The organism is Pelagicoccus enzymogenes (genome assembly GCF_014803405.1).
GTDB lineage: Bacteria > Verrucomicrobiota > Verrucomicrobiia > Opitutales > Opitutaceae > Pelagicoccus > Pelagicoccus enzymogenes.
On the sequence record NZ_JACYFG010000051.1, the window covers coordinates 412,733 to 429,379 of the forward strand.

At 57.9% G+C, this 16,647-nt stretch carries 14 protein-coding genes; 8 read left to right on the forward strand and 6 right to left on the reverse strand.

From position 1 onward, the window contains the following. Positions 1-220: 220 nt before the first annotated feature. From IEN85_RS20545 to IEN85_RS20555, 3 genes are all read right to left on the reverse strand, one after another. On the reverse strand, positions 221-1,294 hold the full coding sequence (locus IEN85_RS20545; protein ID WP_318186706.1) for a Gfo/Idh/MocA family protein: 1,074 nt from the start codon (positions 1,292-1,294) through the stop codon (positions 221-223). A gap of 150 nt (positions 1,295-1,444) precedes the next feature. Beyond that, a complete protein-coding gene (locus IEN85_RS20550) occupies positions 1,445-3,124 on the reverse strand; it encodes a divalent metal cation transporter (RefSeq protein ID WP_191618982.1) in 1,680 nt (559 codons plus the stop codon). A 187-nt stretch (positions 3,125-3,311) separates the two neighbouring features. Next, the gene (locus IEN85_RS20555; protein ID WP_191618983.1) at positions 3,312-4,316 is read right to left on the reverse strand and encodes a helix-turn-helix domain-containing protein; all 1,005 of its coding nucleotides are present in this window, start codon (positions 4,314-4,316) and stop codon (positions 3,312-3,314) included. Positions 4,317-4,422: 106 nt separating this feature from the next. On the opposite strand from IEN85_RS20555, the gene IEN85_RS20560 reads away from it, so the two are divergent. The 4 genes from IEN85_RS20560 to IEN85_RS20575 are packed head-to-tail and all read left to right on the forward strand — an operon-like array spanning position 4,423 to position 8,009. Next, on the forward strand, positions 4,423-5,802 hold the full coding sequence (locus IEN85_RS20560; RefSeq protein ID WP_191618984.1) for an OmpP1/FadL family transporter: 1,380 nt from the start codon (positions 4,423-4,425) through the stop codon (positions 5,800-5,802). Positions 5,803-5,843: 41 nt separating this feature from the next. Then, positions 5,844-7,109, forward strand: coding sequence for a type III sulfide quinone reductase, selenoprotein subtype (sqr, locus tag IEN85_RS20565; RefSeq protein WP_191618985.1), 1,266 nt, complete (start codon positions 5,844-5,846; stop codon positions 7,107-7,109). Positions 7,110-7,150: 41 nt separating this feature from the next. Next, positions 7,151-7,468 (forward strand): TusE/DsrC/DsvC family sulfur relay protein, encoded by a 318-nt coding sequence (locus tag IEN85_RS20570; RefSeq protein ID WP_191618986.1) that lies wholly within the window; start codon positions 7,151-7,153, stop codon positions 7,466-7,468. A gap of 28 nt (positions 7,469-7,496) precedes the next feature. Next, on the forward strand, positions 7,497-8,009 hold the full coding sequence (locus tag IEN85_RS20575) for a DsrE/DsrF/DrsH-like family protein (protein WP_191618987.1): 513 nt from the start codon (positions 7,497-7,499) through the stop codon (positions 8,007-8,009). A 53-nt stretch (positions 8,010-8,062) separates the two neighbouring features. Here the strand turns inward: IEN85_RS20575 and IEN85_RS24825 are convergent, their stop codons facing one another. Both IEN85_RS24825 and IEN85_RS20585 read right to left on the reverse strand, forming a co-directional pair. After that, positions 8,063-9,772 (reverse strand): sensor histidine kinase, encoded by a 1,710-nt coding sequence (locus IEN85_RS24825; protein WP_191618988.1) that lies wholly within the window; start codon positions 9,770-9,772, stop codon positions 8,063-8,065. 77 nt (positions 9,773-9,849) lie between these two features. After that, positions 9,850-10,533, reverse strand: a complete 684-nt coding sequence (locus IEN85_RS20585) for a M90 family metallopeptidase (protein ID WP_309026095.1) — start codon at positions 10,531-10,533, stop codon at positions 9,850-9,852. Here IEN85_RS20585 and IEN85_RS24720 point away from each other — a divergent pair. Further along, complete coding sequence (locus IEN85_RS24720) at positions 10,426-10,695, forward strand: hypothetical protein (RefSeq protein WP_263597562.1); 270 nt, start codon at positions 10,426-10,428, stop codon at positions 10,693-10,695. The two genes, IEN85_RS20585 and IEN85_RS24720, sit on opposite strands and share 108 nt — an antisense overlap. A 95-nt stretch (positions 10,696-10,790) precedes the next feature. Here the strand turns inward: IEN85_RS24720 and mnmA are convergent, their stop codons facing one another. Next, on the reverse strand, positions 10,791-11,879 hold the full coding sequence (gene mnmA / locus IEN85_RS20590) for a tRNA 2-thiouridine(34) synthase MnmA (protein ID WP_191618989.1): 1,089 nt from the start codon (positions 11,877-11,879) through the stop codon (positions 10,791-10,793). 191 nt (positions 11,880-12,070) lie between these two features. On the opposite strand from mnmA, the gene IEN85_RS20595 reads away from it, so the two are divergent. The 3 genes from IEN85_RS20595 (at position 12,071) to gap (ending at position 16,535) form a co-directional block, all read left to right on the forward strand. After that, the gene (locus IEN85_RS20595) at positions 12,071-12,799 is read left to right on the forward strand and encodes a hypothetical protein (RefSeq protein WP_191618990.1); all 729 of its coding nucleotides are present in this window, start codon (positions 12,071-12,073) and stop codon (positions 12,797-12,799) included. A gap of 125 nt (positions 12,800-12,924) precedes the next feature. Next, the gene (locus IEN85_RS20600; RefSeq protein WP_191618991.1) at positions 12,925-15,369 is read left to right on the forward strand and encodes an alpha-amylase family glycosyl hydrolase; all 2,445 of its coding nucleotides are present in this window, start codon (positions 12,925-12,927) and stop codon (positions 15,367-15,369) included. Between the two features lie 146 nt (positions 15,370-15,515). Then, complete coding sequence (gene gap, locus IEN85_RS20605) at positions 15,516-16,535, forward strand: type I glyceraldehyde-3-phosphate dehydrogenase (protein WP_191618992.1); 1,020 nt, start codon at positions 15,516-15,518, stop codon at positions 16,533-16,535. Positions 16,536-16,647: the final 112 nt, after the last annotated feature.

The following is a 16,647-nucleotide window of genomic DNA, read 5'->3' on the forward strand; positions in this document are numbered from 1 at the left end:
GCTGTTTAGGCTGTAGGTTTGAAACCGGGATGGACGCAGATGAGGGGGGATTTGGCGAGGGTTTGTTTTGGGGATGATGGGGGGCGCACAAGGTGGCGAGGTCGCGACGCCAGCCCTAGTGGCGGTTGTTCGGTCCGCTGGGACAGCGGACCCTACCTGGGGGCGGACCGGATTCCGGTGGGTGGTGTTGTGCGGACGGGGTGGAACCCGTCCCTCCTGTTTATAGGGTGACGGGGTGGCCGTCTTGGCGGGCGGAGGTGTAGATGGCCTCTATCAGGGCGATGGCGCGGCGGGATTCGGGGCCGTCGAGGGTGGGTTCGCGTCCCTCTGTGAGGGCTGTGGTGAACTCTTGGAAATTTCTGAGGTGTTGGCGGTAGTCGATGGAGCCGGGGTCGGCGGCGCCGGCTCCGCCTTTGGGGGCGTTGGCTCCGTATTTGGCGAGGATCGCTTGGTCTTCGGGTTGTTCTGTTTGGAAGTCCCAGACGGAGAGGGTTTCGTCGGTGAGGAAGATGGATCCGGTGGAGCCGCAGAGCTGCACTTGGGCGGGGTGTCCGGTTTTTGAATACGCGGTGGTTGTGCCTTCGATGGTACCGAGGGCTCCGTTCTTGAATTTGAGGGTGGCGACGGCGAGGTCTTCGACTTCGATGCCTTCATGGGTGGCGGTCTTCATGTAGGCGGAGACGGATTCGACGTCGCCGGCGAAATGGAGCAGCATGTCGATGGTGTGGATCGACTGGTTCATGAGGGCGCCGCCGCCGGAGAGGGACCAGATGCGTCGCCAGATGTCGGCGTCGTAATACTCTTGGGTACGGAACCATTTGATGTAGGCGGAGGCGAGGGTGAGCTGGCCGAGGCGTCCGGCGTCGACGGCTTTTTTGGTTTCTTCAACTGCCGGCGTGAAGCGGCGGGGGAAGATGCCGCAGATCTTGACGCCGTGCTTTTGGCAGGCGGCGAGGGCGGCGTCGGTGCGAGCGACGGTGGCCTCGATGGGTTTCTCGCAGAGGATGTGCTTGCCGGCGGCAGCGGCGGCTTCGATGGGTTCGAGGTGGTAGCCGCTGGGGGTGGCGATGGCGACGATGTCGAGCTCGGGGTCGGCGAGAAAGTCGTTGTAATCTGAATACGCCTTGCAGGGGTGCTGGGAGGCGAATTTGTCGGCTTTTTCTTGGGAGCGGCTGTAGCAGGCGACGAGTTTGGCGTCGGCCATGTCGGCGATGGCTTTGGCGTGGAACTGGGCGATCATGCCGAGTCCGACGATTCCTATTCCGTAGGGTTTGGATGCGTTTTGCTTGGCCACGGGTTGCTCGGGTTTTGAGGTTTTGATCGGGTTGTGTGGTCGCTGGCTGAAGCTCAGCGCTACGGGATCTGGTTGTGATTTGGTTGATGCGGCGTGGCGCGAGCGCCAGCCCTACGGATCGGGTTGTGGTGTCCGCTGGGACAGCGGACGCTACCTTTCGAGTTTGGCGTTTTTGCTTTTTAGGTAGAAGTGGCCGATGACGATGGCGATGCCGAAGGTGATGAGGAAGGTTTTGCCGATGGCGAAGTCGCCGATGGTTTTGCTCCAGGCGGTGGCCACGGAGGCGGCGCCGGTGATGAGGAGGCTGGTGCCCATGAGGACGTTCCAGATGACGCGGGCGCGGCCGGTGGGACGGGCGTCGCCGAGCAGCTTCTTGGAGTTCATCATGAGGAAGAAGGCAAGGAAGGCGACGGGGAGCAGGGTGTATCCAAAGACTGAGGTCGGCACCGCGAGGTAGGCTTTTGAGGAGCCGCTCCAGAGGAAGGGCCAGAGGATGCCGACGGCGCCGGCGAGGGTGCCGAGCTTGTGGTGGATGCCGCCGTGGGGGAACTTGAACATCTCGCAGATCACGAAGCCGGAGATGAGCATGAGGATGGAGATGGTGGAGAGGGCCATGGCGAAGACGCCGAAGCCGAAGACGATGTGGGCCATGGTGGGGCCGACGAGGGGCTCGAGGGAGGTGGCGAATTGCATGTTGCTGCGGTTGAGCAGCATGGCGGCGACTTGCAGCTCGCCGTTTTCGACGGGGGCGGCGGCGAGCTCTCCGGTGGAGCGGGCGGCGAGCATGCCTTGGATCTGGCCGGCTTGGGCGGAGAGGGACGCGTCTTGGGTGATGGCGAGCTGGCCGTTTTCTTCGACGAGCACGCCGTCGTAGGGTTGAGCGTGGAAGAGGTAGCCGGAGGCGATGACGATACAGGCGGTGGCGATGAGGAAGGGGACCACCATGCCGGTGGAGAGGTCGAAGATGGCGAGGCCACGGTGGGTCTTGCCCCAGCCCTTGGCTCGCATGGAGAAGGGCAGGAGGAAGGTCATGTTGATGCCGACGGCGGCGGAGGCGGCGGCCACGATGACGTCGCGTTGCTTGGAGAGTACGGTGTCGGTCCAGAATTGCTGGGCGGCGGGGTTGTTGATGCTGTCGAGGAATTCGCGGTAGCCGGCGCTGGGCTTGAAGATGAGGGAGGGGTTGGGGATGAAACCGACGAGGATTTCGCCGAAGGGGAGGCCGGAGTCTGTGAGGGCGAGCTTGATGGCGACGCCGATGAAGGAGAAGACGATGACGCCGACGATGATTTTCAGGATGGTCTCGTAGATGCGGATTCCGATGCCTTTTCCGCCGTAGAGGAAGGTGATGCCGACCACGGGTATGAGGATGGCGATGGAGGTGATGAGCTTGGTGCTGGTGGCGTCGGCGTTGCCGATGAGGCCGGGGGCGATGTTTTCGGTGATGGCTCCGTAGGCGAGGGAGAATTGGGGCAGGGCCCAGGTCATGTTGGCGGCGAGGGTGGCGAGGATCCAGCCCCAGGCGAGCACGGGGTTGATCTGGGTGCGCATGCCGTGGAAGACGCTTTCCTTGATGGAGAGGGACACGTAGCTGATGGCGGCGAGCATGATGACGCCCATGAAGAGGGCGCACATTTGCACCCAGAGCATGGAGTAGCCGCCGACGACGCCGAGGAAGAGGGCGCCGGCGAGGGAGCCGCCGCCTAGGGTGATGGCGCTTTGCAGCCAACCCGGGCCGGAGAGGCTGACGTAGGTTTTGAGGGTGGCGGCGGTGCCTTGGGCTTGGGCTTCGGTGATGCGTTGGGCGGTATTGTCAGGATCTAGGGACATGGGGACTCGGTACAGGGGTTCGACCGTTCGCTCAGACTTTGAGGGACGGTCCAGGTCTTGGTGTCAGGTGGGGTTAAAAAAAGGGAATGCTCCAGCGCTTGGCAACTGTTTGTTTAGTTTCTATACTTATTATGTTCAGGAGGTTGGCCTTGCGGGTTCTGGAGTCGCTTGGCGGAGGGGGGCAGGGCTATTGGGGAGTGAGGGATTTGCGGTATTGCTTGGGGGATTGCTCTTCGAGCCGGTTCCAGGCGCGACTGAAGGAGGCCATGGACTGGAAGCCGCACTCGAAGGCGGCCTCGGTGATGGAGAGGTTGGGGTTCCAGAGGAGCTTCTTGCATTCTTGCACGCGCAGGCGAGACAAGTATTCCGCGAATCCGATACCGACGGTTTCCTTGAAGCGCTTGCTGAAGTGAAAGGGGCTGATTCCGGCAGCGTTGGCGACCTCGCTGAGAGTGAGGGGATTGCGGTAATTTTTCGCCAGGTAAGCCTTGGCTTTGCGAATGGAGTTTGGCTCTTGGTTGTCGAGCTCGGTGAGGATGCGCTGGCTGGCGAGGGATAGTTGGCGAGCGTAGGTTTTGAGCAAGGTGGTCATGGCCCGGTATTTGGCGGGCGGCACGATAGGTGTAGCGAAATAGGCTTTTTCCAGGGTTTTCACCTCTTGGTCACTCAGTTTCCTTTCCAGCTTTCCCATGGCGCTGCGGAAGGCGTCGCGCGTGGGTTCCTTCACCATGACTTGTCCGGTCTTGAGGAAAGCGAAGAGCTGTTTGCCCGCTTTCACGGGAACCATGGTCTCGCACAAGCCCGCGAAGCATTCGAAGGTACGTGGGGCGTCGCCGAAGGCGGTATTGACCGCATCGACGCTTTGCGGCGACTTTTCGGTAAAGGTCGTTCCTGCGGCGGCGCTCTGCTCATGGGAGTCGGATTTTTCGATGCCCATTTCCTTTTCGATGCCGCGGTGCAGGGCTTGGCAGGTTTTGCAGCTGTGTCCTGCCTGATTCATGAGCGAGCAAAAGCTGGTGCGGCTCTGATGCTTGGAGCAGAGGGCGAGGGTGAGGCGGCTGGCAGGTTCGAGCGTAAGGGGCAATCCCGTAGCGTCGCGGAAAGCGCTCTCGTACTCCTGATAGTCATCGGTGGCCTGCAGCTTGGCGATCAGGTTGTCGAAGTAGGCTGCTTTGTCGTGGGCGAGGGGCATTCGAGCGAAAGGATTAGGGAAAACGAGGCGTTTCGCAATTAGTGAGAGGGACTTCGCAATGATCGAGGAGAACTTATGTTAGAAAGTTTATATATTAGCAAGCGTTATGAAAACGTCCCCATACCTCATCTTACTTACCTTAGGGCTATTTGCTTCGGCGGGAACCCTTTTCGGCACGAACGGCATGAACATGGAAGGGTATGGCTCGAGAGCCACTGCCTTAGGAGGGGCGGGTACGGCAATCGATACGGGGACCGCGGCTCCGGTGAACAATCCGGCGACTCTGCTGTTGCAGAAGCGAGATGCTCGCATGGATTTTGCATTGGGTAGGCTTGGGCCGGACGTATCGGCGGAAGTGCCCGGCTTCGGATCGGTGGATTCGGCTGCGGATGCGTTCTACATGCCGGCCTTCGGCTATACGCGTCGTAGTGGAAAGCAGGTGTATGGGGTAGCGTTGTTCGGCCAAGGAGGAATGGGGACCGAGTATTCGGGCAACTCGTTCATGGGCTTGGGGCGTGGCTTGGGAAACATGACGGAAGTGTCCGTCGGGCGTCTTATGCTCCCCTACGCCTATCAGCTCAACGAGCATTGGGGCGTTGGAGGCTCGGTGGACTATGTGTGGGGCGGCATGGACCTCTGCATGGCGATGTCGGGCCAGCAGCTGATGGATTTAGCGAACCCGATGAGCCAAGTGTCGGGCAAGGCGTCCGGTTCTTTGCTGCAGGCCTTGGACGGCGCCGTCCCAGAATTTGCCTACTTCGACTTTGCCAACGGAAATCCCTATTTCGGCGAAGCGAAGGGAGAGGGATACGCTGCAAACCTAGGAGTCTTGTACGAGGTGAATCCGGAGCTAAGGTTTGGAGCGGTTTACCACTCCGCGACGAAGTTGAGCGACCTCATGTCGAGCGATGCGAGGGTAACGGTAGGAGCGACGAGTCCCATGGGATACATGGAGATGGGCTTGGTGGGTGACGTCGCGGTCAACGACTTTCAATGGCCAGCTACCTATGCGCTAGGCATGATGTATCGACCGGCTAGCAGTTGGCGAGTGGTTGCCGATGTGAAGCAGGTGGAATGGTCGGAGGTGATGGATTCCTTCCGCATGCGTTTCGTGGCGAGCGATGCCGCAAGCAACGGGTCCATGGGAGGCATGGATTTGCGAGCGGAGTTGTATCAGGATTGGCATGACCAAACGGTTTTCTCCATCGGATTGGAATACGCCCCGAAAGAGTATGGAGCCTACCGGATCGGCTTCAACCATGCGAGCAGCCCGATTCCGACCCGCTACCTTAATCCTCTCTTTCCCGCAACGGTCGAAGACCACTTTACATTTGGCGCTGAGCATAAGGCGGGTCGCAAGGGGACCGTTAGCTGGTCTGCTGCGTTGGGGCTCGAGAATACGGTGCGAAATGAAGCGTTCGGAGTGGAATCGCGGCACAAGCAACTGAACTTTCAAATCATGTACTCGCGGTTTTGGGGCGAGTAGTGAGGCGTTTATCTGAAATTTGAATAGGAGGAGAATTCTAGATGAAAAAGCTTTTAATACTGGGCGCTGGCACAGCGGGCACGATTGTGGCGAACAAGATGATCCGCAAGTTGCCTGCTAGGGATTGGAGTATTCAGATTGTGGATCAAGATCCGCTTCACTACTACCAACCAGGTTTTCTCTTTATGCCTTTTGGGGTCTATGGGGAAAAGGATGTGGTCAAGCCGAAGTCCAGGTTTCTGTCGAAGAGAGTCGACTTGGTGATGGGCGCTATCGACCGAATCGAGCCAGACTCCAAGCGCGTGCTTTTGGAGGACGGAACTAAGCTCGACTACGACTTGCTGGTAGTCGCCACCGGTACCACACCTCGGCCTGAAGAGACGGAAGGCATGGAGGGGGACGATTGGGGGCGTAACGTTCACGAGTTCTACACCTTTGAAGGCGCGGGCAAGCTGGCCCGGCGCTTGAAGGACTGGCAAGGGGGGCGCTTGGTCATCAACGTAGCGGAGATGCCGATCAAGTGTCCAGTGGCTCCCCTCGAGTTCGCATTCCTGGCAGACTGGTGGCTGACGAAGAACGGGTTGAGAGACAAGACGGAGATCCAGTACGTCACGCCTCTGTCTGGAGCATTTACCAAACCTGTCGCCACCGAACGACTACAGCATATGTTGTCAGACCGTCGCATTCACGTGGAAACGGATTTTGCGATTGGTTCCGTCGACAATTCCAAGAAGCAGATCGTCTCTTGGGACGAGCGGACCGTGGACTATGACTTGCTGGTCACGGTCCCCACCAACATGGGAAGCGATGCGATCGAGAGATCAGGGCTCGGCGACGAGCTAAATTTCGTTCCTACCAACAAGGAAACCCTGCAGGCGGACGGGTATGAGAACATCTTCGTGATCGGCGACGCAACCGATGTGCCAGCTTCCAAGGCAGGATCGGTAGCCCATTTTGAAGCGGAAATATTGGAGGAGAACCTGCTTTCCGCGGCCGCAGGCAAAGAGCTCGAAGCCAAGTTCGACGGTCACTCGAACTGTTTTGTGGAGACGGGCTACGGCAAGGGGATGTTAATCGATTTCAACTACGAGACCGAACCGCTTCCCGGCACTTTTCCTTTCGCTAAACTGGGGCCGATGCCGCTGCTCGAGGAGTCGCGCGTGAATCACTGGGGCAAGCTCATGTTCCGCCACGTTTATTGGAATGCGCTGCTCAAGGGATGGCCTTTGGGCATTGGGCCAGCCATGTCGCTGAAAGGAAAGCGAACGGACCTGATAAGGCAGCCCGCTGTGGTTCAGGTCGGATGATTTTTATGTATTTAATATCTAATTACAAACAAGGAATGACAATGAAAGATAGAGAAGTAGCAGGTAAGATCGTCTCCTTCGACGATGAAAACTTCATGGTAAACTACAAGGACTGGGACCTCGATGTGGCGACAGCTTTGGCTCAGGAAGAGGGCTTGCCATCTCTCAACGACAGGCACCTGACCGTTTTGGAGTTCTTGCGCAAGACTTACGAGGAGAAGGGGACCGGCCCGACGATTCGTCGCTTAACCAAGGAAAGTGGCGTTCCGACCAAGGAACTCTATGCCCTCTTCCCGGGAGCTCCCGCGAAGAAGGCAGCTCGTATAGCAGGGATTCCCAAGCCCAAGGGATGCATATAGCGTTAACAAGCAATCGGAGATTAGATTGATGAGCACAGCAATTCTCGAGGAAGAAAAAGTGGAGACCGTCAAGGCTCCAGAGCCAATCAAGCGTGTATCCATAATCGTATCCAAGGGAACGCTCGATGGCGTTTATCCAGGATTGATCATGGCCAATGGCGCCCGCATGGAAGGTATTGAGGCAACCCTCTTTTTCACGTTCTTCGGCATGAACGCCATACTGAAGAAGAAGATGGACAAGCTCAAGGTGGCAACGGTGGGGAACCCGGCAATGGGGATGCCTACCTTGCTGGGAGCGATTCCCGGCATGTCTTCCTTTGCCTCTCACATGATGAAGAAGGAAATGGACAAGCTGGATATCCCGCCCGTCAGTGAATTCCTAGAAATGATCGAGGACGCGGGGGGAGAGATCTATGCCTGCAAGGCAGCCTTCGAAATGTTCCACCTGAAGGAGGAGGACCTTTGCCCGCAGGTAAAGGAGATCATCACGGTGGGAGACTTCTACGAGAAGAGCGCTGGCTCGCAGATCATTTTCACCTGACGTTTTTCAGCTTGTGGCGCTCAGCGCTTTCGTTTGCGCCAGCCCTGCTGCGTTTACCGGTGCACCGGCAGCTCGATGCGCATGGTGGTGCCGGTGGGGCCGGTTTTGGAAACCGAGATGTCGCCGTGGTGGCTGCGCAGGATGCGCTTCACGATAGAGAGGCCGAGTCCGGTGCCTTCGGGTTTGTCGGTCAGGAAGGAGTCGAAGACGCGCTCCACCAGGTTTTCGGGAATTCCAGAGCCGGTGTCCTCGATGTAGAGGACGGCTTGCTTGCCTTTTTCGTTGGTTTCGCAGCGGGTCGAAATGGTGAGCCGTCCGCCGTCCGGCATGGCGTCGGAGGCGTTGATGATGAGATTGAGCAACACTTGCTGGAGCTGGCCTTTGTTGCCGTTTACTTTGAGCCGTTGGTCGGCGTTTTGGTGCTCGAGCTCGATCTTTAGCTGTCGCATCTTGTGGCGGACCAGCAGGCAGGTGTCGGATACGAGCTCGTCGATGTCCCAAATGGTAAAGATGCCCTCGGGGGCTTTGCCGAAGGAGAGCACCTTGGAAACGATCTCCTCGAGCTGGTTGAACTTTTCCTTGATGACCTGCTTGTCTTTGTGGCGCGGATCGCTCTCTGGGTAATCGAGTCCTAGGGAGCCGAAGAGGAGTTTTATCACGGTGAGCGGATTGCGTATCTCGTGGGCGATCTCGGCTGAGAGCAGGCCGAGGGTGGTGAGGCGCTCGGACTTGCGCAGGCGTTCCTCGGAATTGAAGACGCGGGTGTAGAGTTCGGCGTTTTGGGCGGCGACGGCGGCGAGGTCGGCGAAGGCCTGCAAGAGGCGGCGTTCGCTGTTGGGGAAGCGGTGTCGCACTTTTGTGAATACGTTGAGAATGCCTGTTACCTTGCCTTCGTAGATCATGGGAGTGGAAAGGCAGGAGGTGACCTCGGAGTCGACAGGTACGTCCTTGAGGTCGAGGTAGTCAGGTGTCGTAATGTTGGAGAACTCGACCTGTCTTTTGGTACGGATCGCGGAACCTGCGAGGCTTTCGGATAGTGCGAGCTCTCCTACTTGCTGGGTGTATTCGCTGTTGAGGGGGCGGGCGGTGAGTAGCTTGACCTTTTTGGTTTTGGAGTCGAAGAGCTGGAGGGTGCAGAGTCGGGCTCGGGTGAGCTCCATCGCGGCTTCGGTAACGGTTTCCCAGAGCGAATGTGTTTCGAAGTTGGATACGATGTTTTGGCCGACTTCGATGAGGGCCTTTAGTTGCTCCGATTGGTTGGCGAGTTGGCGGCGATGCCAAACGGACTGCAGCACTTCGGAGGATTCGTTGGCGAGCAGGATGAGCTTGTCCAAGTCGGCCTGCTCGAAAGCGTCTTTTTCCTCCCGCGACACGCTCAGCACGCCGATGATATGTCCACCGGATACCATGGGAGCGATTATTTGGGAACGCACGCCTTCGATAAGCTTGACGTAGCGGGGGTCGGCTTCCACGTCGTTGGACAGAAGGGGTTCGCCGTTGAAGGCGACTCGGCCAACGAGCCCTTTGCCTGGGTGGATCGAGAGGTCTTTGGTTTCGGTGGGGTAGCCAAGCGAGTATTCGATTTCCAGCAGCGACGTGTTGGGATTGATGAGGCTAATGGCTGCAGCTCGTGGAGCGTAAAGACGTTGTAGTTCTCCGATCACTACGATATAAGCGTCGCGTGGCGAATCGGCCGAGCTAGCTGCCTGGCTGATGCGGTAGAGGGAAAGGAGGGTTTCGGGTTGTTCGGTAAGCGGTGTCACGGCGGCTGGAGACGATTAAATGGTGAAAGAGATCGGCACTGGGAATAGGAATATGGGATTCGCGAGCAAGCTCGCTCCTACCAGGTGATTGGGTCGAGGTGGTAGTAGTTCTTGAGGATCTTGTAGATTTCGGGACGCTTGCGTTTGAGTTGCTTGGGTTTTTCGAAGAAGGCTTCGGTAGAGACGGCGAAGAACTCGGCGTAGTTGGTCGCTCCGTAATGATCGAGCACGCTGCGGTGTCCCTTGGTGGCTTTCTTTACTTGGATCTCGTACTCTTTTGTGAATACGGCCGCCCAGGCGGCGAACGCAGATTGGGTTTCGAAGATGGGTACGCCGTCGCCAACTCCGTCTTCTTGGTCGAGCTGATGGGCGAATTCGTGCAGGGCTACGTTTTGGCCGTCGTGCATGTTGAGGGCCCCGCGTCGAGTGGAGTCCCAGGCGAGGATGACGGTGCCGGTGGTCCAGGACTCGCCGAGACGATAGATGGGCTTTTCGGAATTGTAGTGGGGCGAGCGCTGGGAGTCGGTGAAGGCGCTGGGGTAGATGATGACGTTTTTCAGGCGTGGGTATCGTTTGTTCTCGCGACCCACGGTGAGCAGGCAGGCTTGGGCGGCTACGGTGACGCGGATTTCGTCGGTGACTTGAACGCCGCCTTGTCCTTCGAAGCCCACTTCCGCTATGAAGAGCTTGATATTGGTTTCGAGCCGCTCGCGGAAGCGCGCCGGAAGTTTGGATACGAGGGGAACGTTCTTGAGAAGGATAGCGTTCCAAGCTTCGGGGAAGTCGGCGGAAATGACCTTTTGTTTCTTGGCTCGGTAGTGGCGGGCGAAGAGGAACTGTCCGCCAAAGAGGAGGACGGGGATACCGAGGAAGACGAAGAGGAGGATGTGGATGGGGTTAATGGCGGTGAAGGCTTGAGGTGACTTAAGAGATCTTCCTCTGCTTCTTCATCTTTATCTGCTTCTATAATTTTGGATGAAGAAGAAGAAGGAGATGAAGAAGGAGATCAAGAAGGAGATTACGTTTCGATTTTGGTGTAGATGCCGCCGCCGAGGAGCTGGGGGCCGTCGTAGAGGGCGATGATTTGTCCGAGGGCGAGGGCGCGCTGGGGCTGGTCGAATGTGATTTCGACGGTCTTGTCGTTGAGGCGTTTGTAGCGGACGGGGACCCGGGGGTCTCGGTAGCGGACTTTGACCTCGAGGCGGCAGTCGTCGGCGGGGGCCTCGCCGGTGAAGCTGAGCTCGGATACCTCGCAGCGACTGGAGTAGAGGCCGGGAGCGGTGGGGGCTTCGAAGGATACGAGCAGGGCGTTGCGTTGTATGTCTTTTCCGACTACGACGTAGAAGTCGTTGTCGGAGTTTGAGGGGACGCCGATGCCGCGGCGTTGGCCGATGGTGAAGTAGTGGAGGCCGCGGTGCTCGCCGAGCGGCTTGTCGTCTTCGGCCCGCAGGATGGGGCCAGGGCGGTCGGGCACGTATTCGCGGAGGAAGTCGGACATCTTGATGTTGCCGATGAAGCAGATGCCTTGGCTGTCCTTTTTGGTGGCGTTGGGAAGGGCGTGCTTTTGGGCGAGCTCGCGGAGCTGGGGCTTGAGGAGGTGCCCGACGGGGAAGCGGGCACGGGCGACTTGCTCGGGGCGCATCATGGCGAGGAAGTAGGTTTGGTCCTTGTTGGGGTCGGCTCCTTCGATGATGGCGCGGGGGGCGTCGTCGGTGGCTTCGCGAAGTTGGGCGTAGTGTCCGGTGGCGACCTCGTCGAATCCGTTCTCGAGCGCGTAGTCGAGGAAGACTCCGAACTTGATTTCGCGGTTACACATGACGTCGGGGTTGGGGGTGATGCCGCTTTGGTATCCAGAGAGCAGGTAGTCGACGATGCGGGTGCGGTACTCGTGCATGAGGTTGACCACGCGAAAGGGGATGCCGAGGGAGTCGGCCACAGCGGATGCGTCCTCGATGTCCTGTTGCCAGGGGCAGTCGCCGAGGATTTCGTCTTCGTTGATCCAGTTTTTCATGTAGGCGCCTTCGATGGCGTAACCTTGCTGCTTGAGGCGCAGGGCGGCGACGGCGGAGTCGACGCCTCCGGACATGGCGACTAGGATCTTTTTCATTTGCTTGATTTGAAAGTTGCGGTGCGCTTGTCCGCCGGGAGGGCGGAGGCTGCCGATAGGCAGGCGAGGGGGAAAGTGAAGATTGAATATTGAAAAGTGAAGTGAGAATGGTCGATTGGCGGGGACGGGCTATTTCGGGCTGGCGTTTTGCGCGTGAAAGCGCGAGTAAGGGTTTTCCCAATCTATTCTCTATGAAGAGCTTGATGACTCCAGAGGCATTTACGGACGGACTGAAAGAGGCATTGGGCGACCGTTTGACGATGGTGGCCCTTTTTGGGTCGGCGGCCGTGGGCGACACGGCGGAGCGTTATTCGGACGTGAACATCATGGTCGTGTGCACCCAGCTGGGCATTGAGGAGCTGGACGCGATTGCTCGCCTCTCGCGGGACTGGAACAAGTTGGGAAATCCGCCGCCCCTGATGTTCGCTTTGGAGCGTTTGATGAATTCGTCGCACGTTTTCCCGATCGAGCTGCTGGATATCAAGGAGAACCACCGGGTGCTTCATGGTCGCGACGTGTTGCGGGACTTGCCGATCAGCCAGGCGAACCTGCGGTTCCAGCTGGAGCACGAATTGAAAGGGAAGCTTATCCAGCTGCGCGAAGGCTACATGCTGGCGGTGGAGGATGGCGAGACGCTGGTCAACCTCATGCTGCGATCGCTTTCCAATTTTCAGATCATGCTCAAGGCGGCCCTGAGGTTCTATTCGGTAAGCGTGCCGGCGAAGAAGCGGGAGGCGGTGAGCGAACTGTCGCGACACGTGATGTACGACCTTTCGGTGTTCGAGGAGCTGCAGGGTATCAAGGACGGTACTGCCTTGCCGCCATTTAGCCGGGAGGCGGCTAAGGATTTGTTCGAGAGGTACTTGGAGGCGATTGAACGTTCGGCGGACTTGATCGCGGCTCTGAGTCGGCGAGATTAGGATCGCTTCTTTTCGGTCGTTTGGGTGGCTTGATATTGCAAATCGGTTAAAACTCGAGCTACAGGCCGCGATTTTCTTGCTTTGGCACGGATCGTGATTGGTTGATTGTCACGTCACCTATTGGAATGTCACCGACTCTAGAAAGTAGACACATACGCAAAGCTTACCTGACCTCGCTTACGGAGGGGGTCGTTGAGCTGAACCGGGATTGGCGGGCGCTGCGCCTGCCGCCAATCAGCTTGGAGGGGCAGGTCCATGCCCATATGGCTTTGCACGCCCTGCCGCCGATCGACTACGCCAAGCGCAGTGGCTACTACGTGAGCAAGAGCGGCAAGGTCGTTTTTGTTTTCGTTCCACAGAAGTATTCGAAAATCGAGTACACGGGCGTATCGGTATACGTTGCGGGTAGCTTTAATGGCTGGCAGGAGGCCATCGGCGACGAGGACTGGGAGTTGAAGCCCGAAAGTATCGGAGGGAAGCGAGTGCTGATCTTGCGCAAGGAGTTGGAGATCTTCAGCAGCGATCAAGCCTACCAGTTCAAGTTCGTCACCGACAAGCACCACTGGTTCGTGCCGGACGAGGAGGCTCCGAACCTTGCCTGGGACGGGATGGGCAACGCGAATTACGTTTACCAGCCCAAGCGCTCGGGGCGGCACCGTTTGGGATTCAAGCTGAAGAAGCCGATCGAGTTTTCCAATTGCAACGTGTTGCTCTACCACACTCGCAAGGGAGTGGAGCGCACCGAGCTAAGCCTCGGGAGCTTTTTCCTCAATCTTAAGTCCGACAAGGAGTTGGGTGCGGTCGTGGGCGAGGGGTCGGTGACCTTCCGCTTGTTTGCCCCGAGAGCGAAGTGGGTCAAGGTCGGCTTCTTCAATGACCTGAAGGATCCCAAGAAGGCAAATTGGTTGCTCATGAAGCGGGACAAGGACTTCGTCTGGGAAGCTACGGTAGACGAGGACCTGGTCGGTTACTACTATTGGTTCCGTATCGACGGGCCGGACGAGCACGACAGCTTGTTCGATCCGGATTTCAATGTGCTTGACCCTTACGCCAAGGCGACGGTTGGTCGCGAAGGACCGGGGATCATCGTCGATCTCGATGCCTACAAGAGGCCCGTTCGAACCTTCACTCCGCCGCAGTGGCAAAACTTGGTGGTGCTGGAGGGGCACGTGCGAGATTTTGTGCAGAAGCTTCCCGGCCTGCCACGCGAAGGGGATCGTCCGCTCGGGTTCTCGGACTTGGCAAAGTACGCTCGTCGAAAGGATTTTTACCCGAAGCGTCTGGGGGTTAACGCGATCGAGCTGCAGCCAATCCAGGAAAACGACAGCCGTAGCTATGGCGAGTACCATTGGGGGTACATGACGGCTAATTATTTCGCTCCGCATTCTGGATACGCGAGCGATCCGACCAAAGGTTCGCAGGTTGAGGAATTTCGCGAGCTGGTCGATACGCTGCACGAGGAAGGCTTCGCGGTCATACTTGACGTGGTCTACAACCACGTGGGCGAGCCGGCCCACTTGATGTTCGTCGACAAGCGCTACTACTTCCACATGTCGGCTGAGGGAGAGCTCACCAATTGGAGCGGTTGCGGCAACGACCTGCGCTGCGAGGCTCCGATGGCCAAGCGGCTGATCATCGAAAGCCTGAAGCACTTGATGGAATTCTATGGAGTCGATGGCTTCCGTTTCGACCTTGCTGACTTGGTGGGGAAGCCAGTGCTCAAGGAAGTGGAGAGAGAGCTCAAGAAAGTGCGTTCGGATGTCATCCTCATCGCGGAGCCTTGGAGTTTCCGCGGTCACATCGGCCCGGAACTGAGGGACACAGGTTACGCGTCATGGAATGATGGGTACAGGGAATTCTTGAAGGGCTACGTCCGTTGTGAGGCCAGTGTGGATACGGCCCGGTACTTCATGCAAGGATCAGTTGGGCATTATGCGACCTGGCCTGCCCAGACCGTCAATTACGTGGAGTCGCACGACGACCGGGTTTGGATAGACGACATCACGGAGAACGGGAACTTCGACGGGACCGTTCCCACGCAAAGGGACATTGCCCGGACCCGCATGATGGTGGCGATGCTGATGATGTCGGTTGGCATGCCCATGCTGCATGCCGGGATGGATTTTCTCGGCAGCAAGAACGGAGTCCGCAACACCTACCAAGACGGGCCGCGCAACGCTCTCAACTACGACCGCGCTCTCGAGTACTCCGCTTGCTCGAAGTACTTCTCCGAGTGGATTGCCTTTCGTCTTTCGGAGAAAGGCGGCATTCTCCGTCACTACAATCGGGCTCCAGAGGGGTTTTTCCACTTTTTGCCAGCAGAGAGCGGCAACGCCTTCGCCTGCGTTTACAACGCGTCTGGCGAGTGGGGCAGCCGCAAGCTGCTGTTCGGGGCCAACCCCGGACTGGGGCCGGTCCGCATACCGCTCGGCGAGTGGGGCGAAAAGGCTTGGCGGCAATTGGCCGACCACGAACGCTTTCTCGATCCGAAGGACCGCGCTTGGGCTAATCAACCGGATAAGTCCCTCTTTTTGCCTCGCTTGGCCTGCGGCCTGTGGGAGCTTACTTAACGATCAGCGCCTCTGATAGCGCGACCTAAAATCAGATACCATAACTTCTTGATTTTCTCATAGGGGTGTCATGTACTCCCGCCTCGCGTGGCAGTTTTGCCGCGTGAAATCACTCAATACGTCAATATCGCAACACATAGATTACCATGGCTGTAAAAGTAGCTATCAATGGTTTCGGCCGCATCGGCCGCCTAGTATTCCGCGCGCTCGTGGACCAGGGCCTTCTTGGCACTGAAGTCGACGTCGTCGCTGTAAACGACCTCGTTCCTGCGTCCAACCTCGCGTACCTGCTCAAGTACGACTCCACCCAAGGTCGTTTCAACGGTACGGTTGAAGCGGAAGGTGAAGACACGCTCGTCGTTAACGGCCACAAGATCAAGTGTCTCGCACTTCGCGAAATCCCAGCCAACCTCCCTTGGGCAGAGAACAACATCGACATTGTTATCGAGTCCACTGGTCTCTGGGTACAGGACGAAAAGGCTCAAGGCCACATCGACGCCGGCGCCAAGAAGGTTATCATCTCCGCTCCAGGCAAGGGCAACGTCAAGACCGTCGTACTCGGCGTCAACGACGACACCCTCACTGCTGAGGACACGCTGATCTCCAACGCGTCTTGCACCACTAACTGCTTGGCTCCGATCACCAAGGTCGTCCTCGACAACTTCGGCATCGAAGAAGGTCTGATGACAACTGTCCACAGCTACACTGCTACGCAGAAGACTGTTGATGGCCCATCGCCTAAGGACATGAAGGGTGGACGCGCTGCCGCGATGAACATCATCCCATCGACTACTGGCGCTGCCAAGGCTGTTGGCCTCGTGCTCCCAGAAGTAAACGGCAAGCTCACTGGTATGGCTTTCCGCGTACCGACTCCAACCGTTTCCGTAGTCGACCTCACCGTTAAGGTCAGCAAGCCAACTTCTTACGCAGAAATCTGCCAAAAGATGAAGGAAGCTGCCGAAGGTCCGCTCAAGGGTATCCTCGAGTACACCGAAGACGAAGTTGCTTCTTCTGACTTCATCCACTGCCCAGCGTCCTCTATCTTCGACGCAGGTTCCGGTATGGGTCTGACGGACACTTTCTTCAAGCTCGTTAGCTGGTACGACAACGAATGGGGTTACTCCAATCGCGTCGTAGACCTTCTCAAGAAGGTTGCTGCTCTCTAATCGAGTGAAGGTTTAGTTTTTCAGCCCTTTGCTTGCGCCCGTTTGCGCGGGCAAAGGGCTTTTTTATGCGAGTTTGTGGCGATCGCGATTGCCAACAACTCCCATTTTCAGA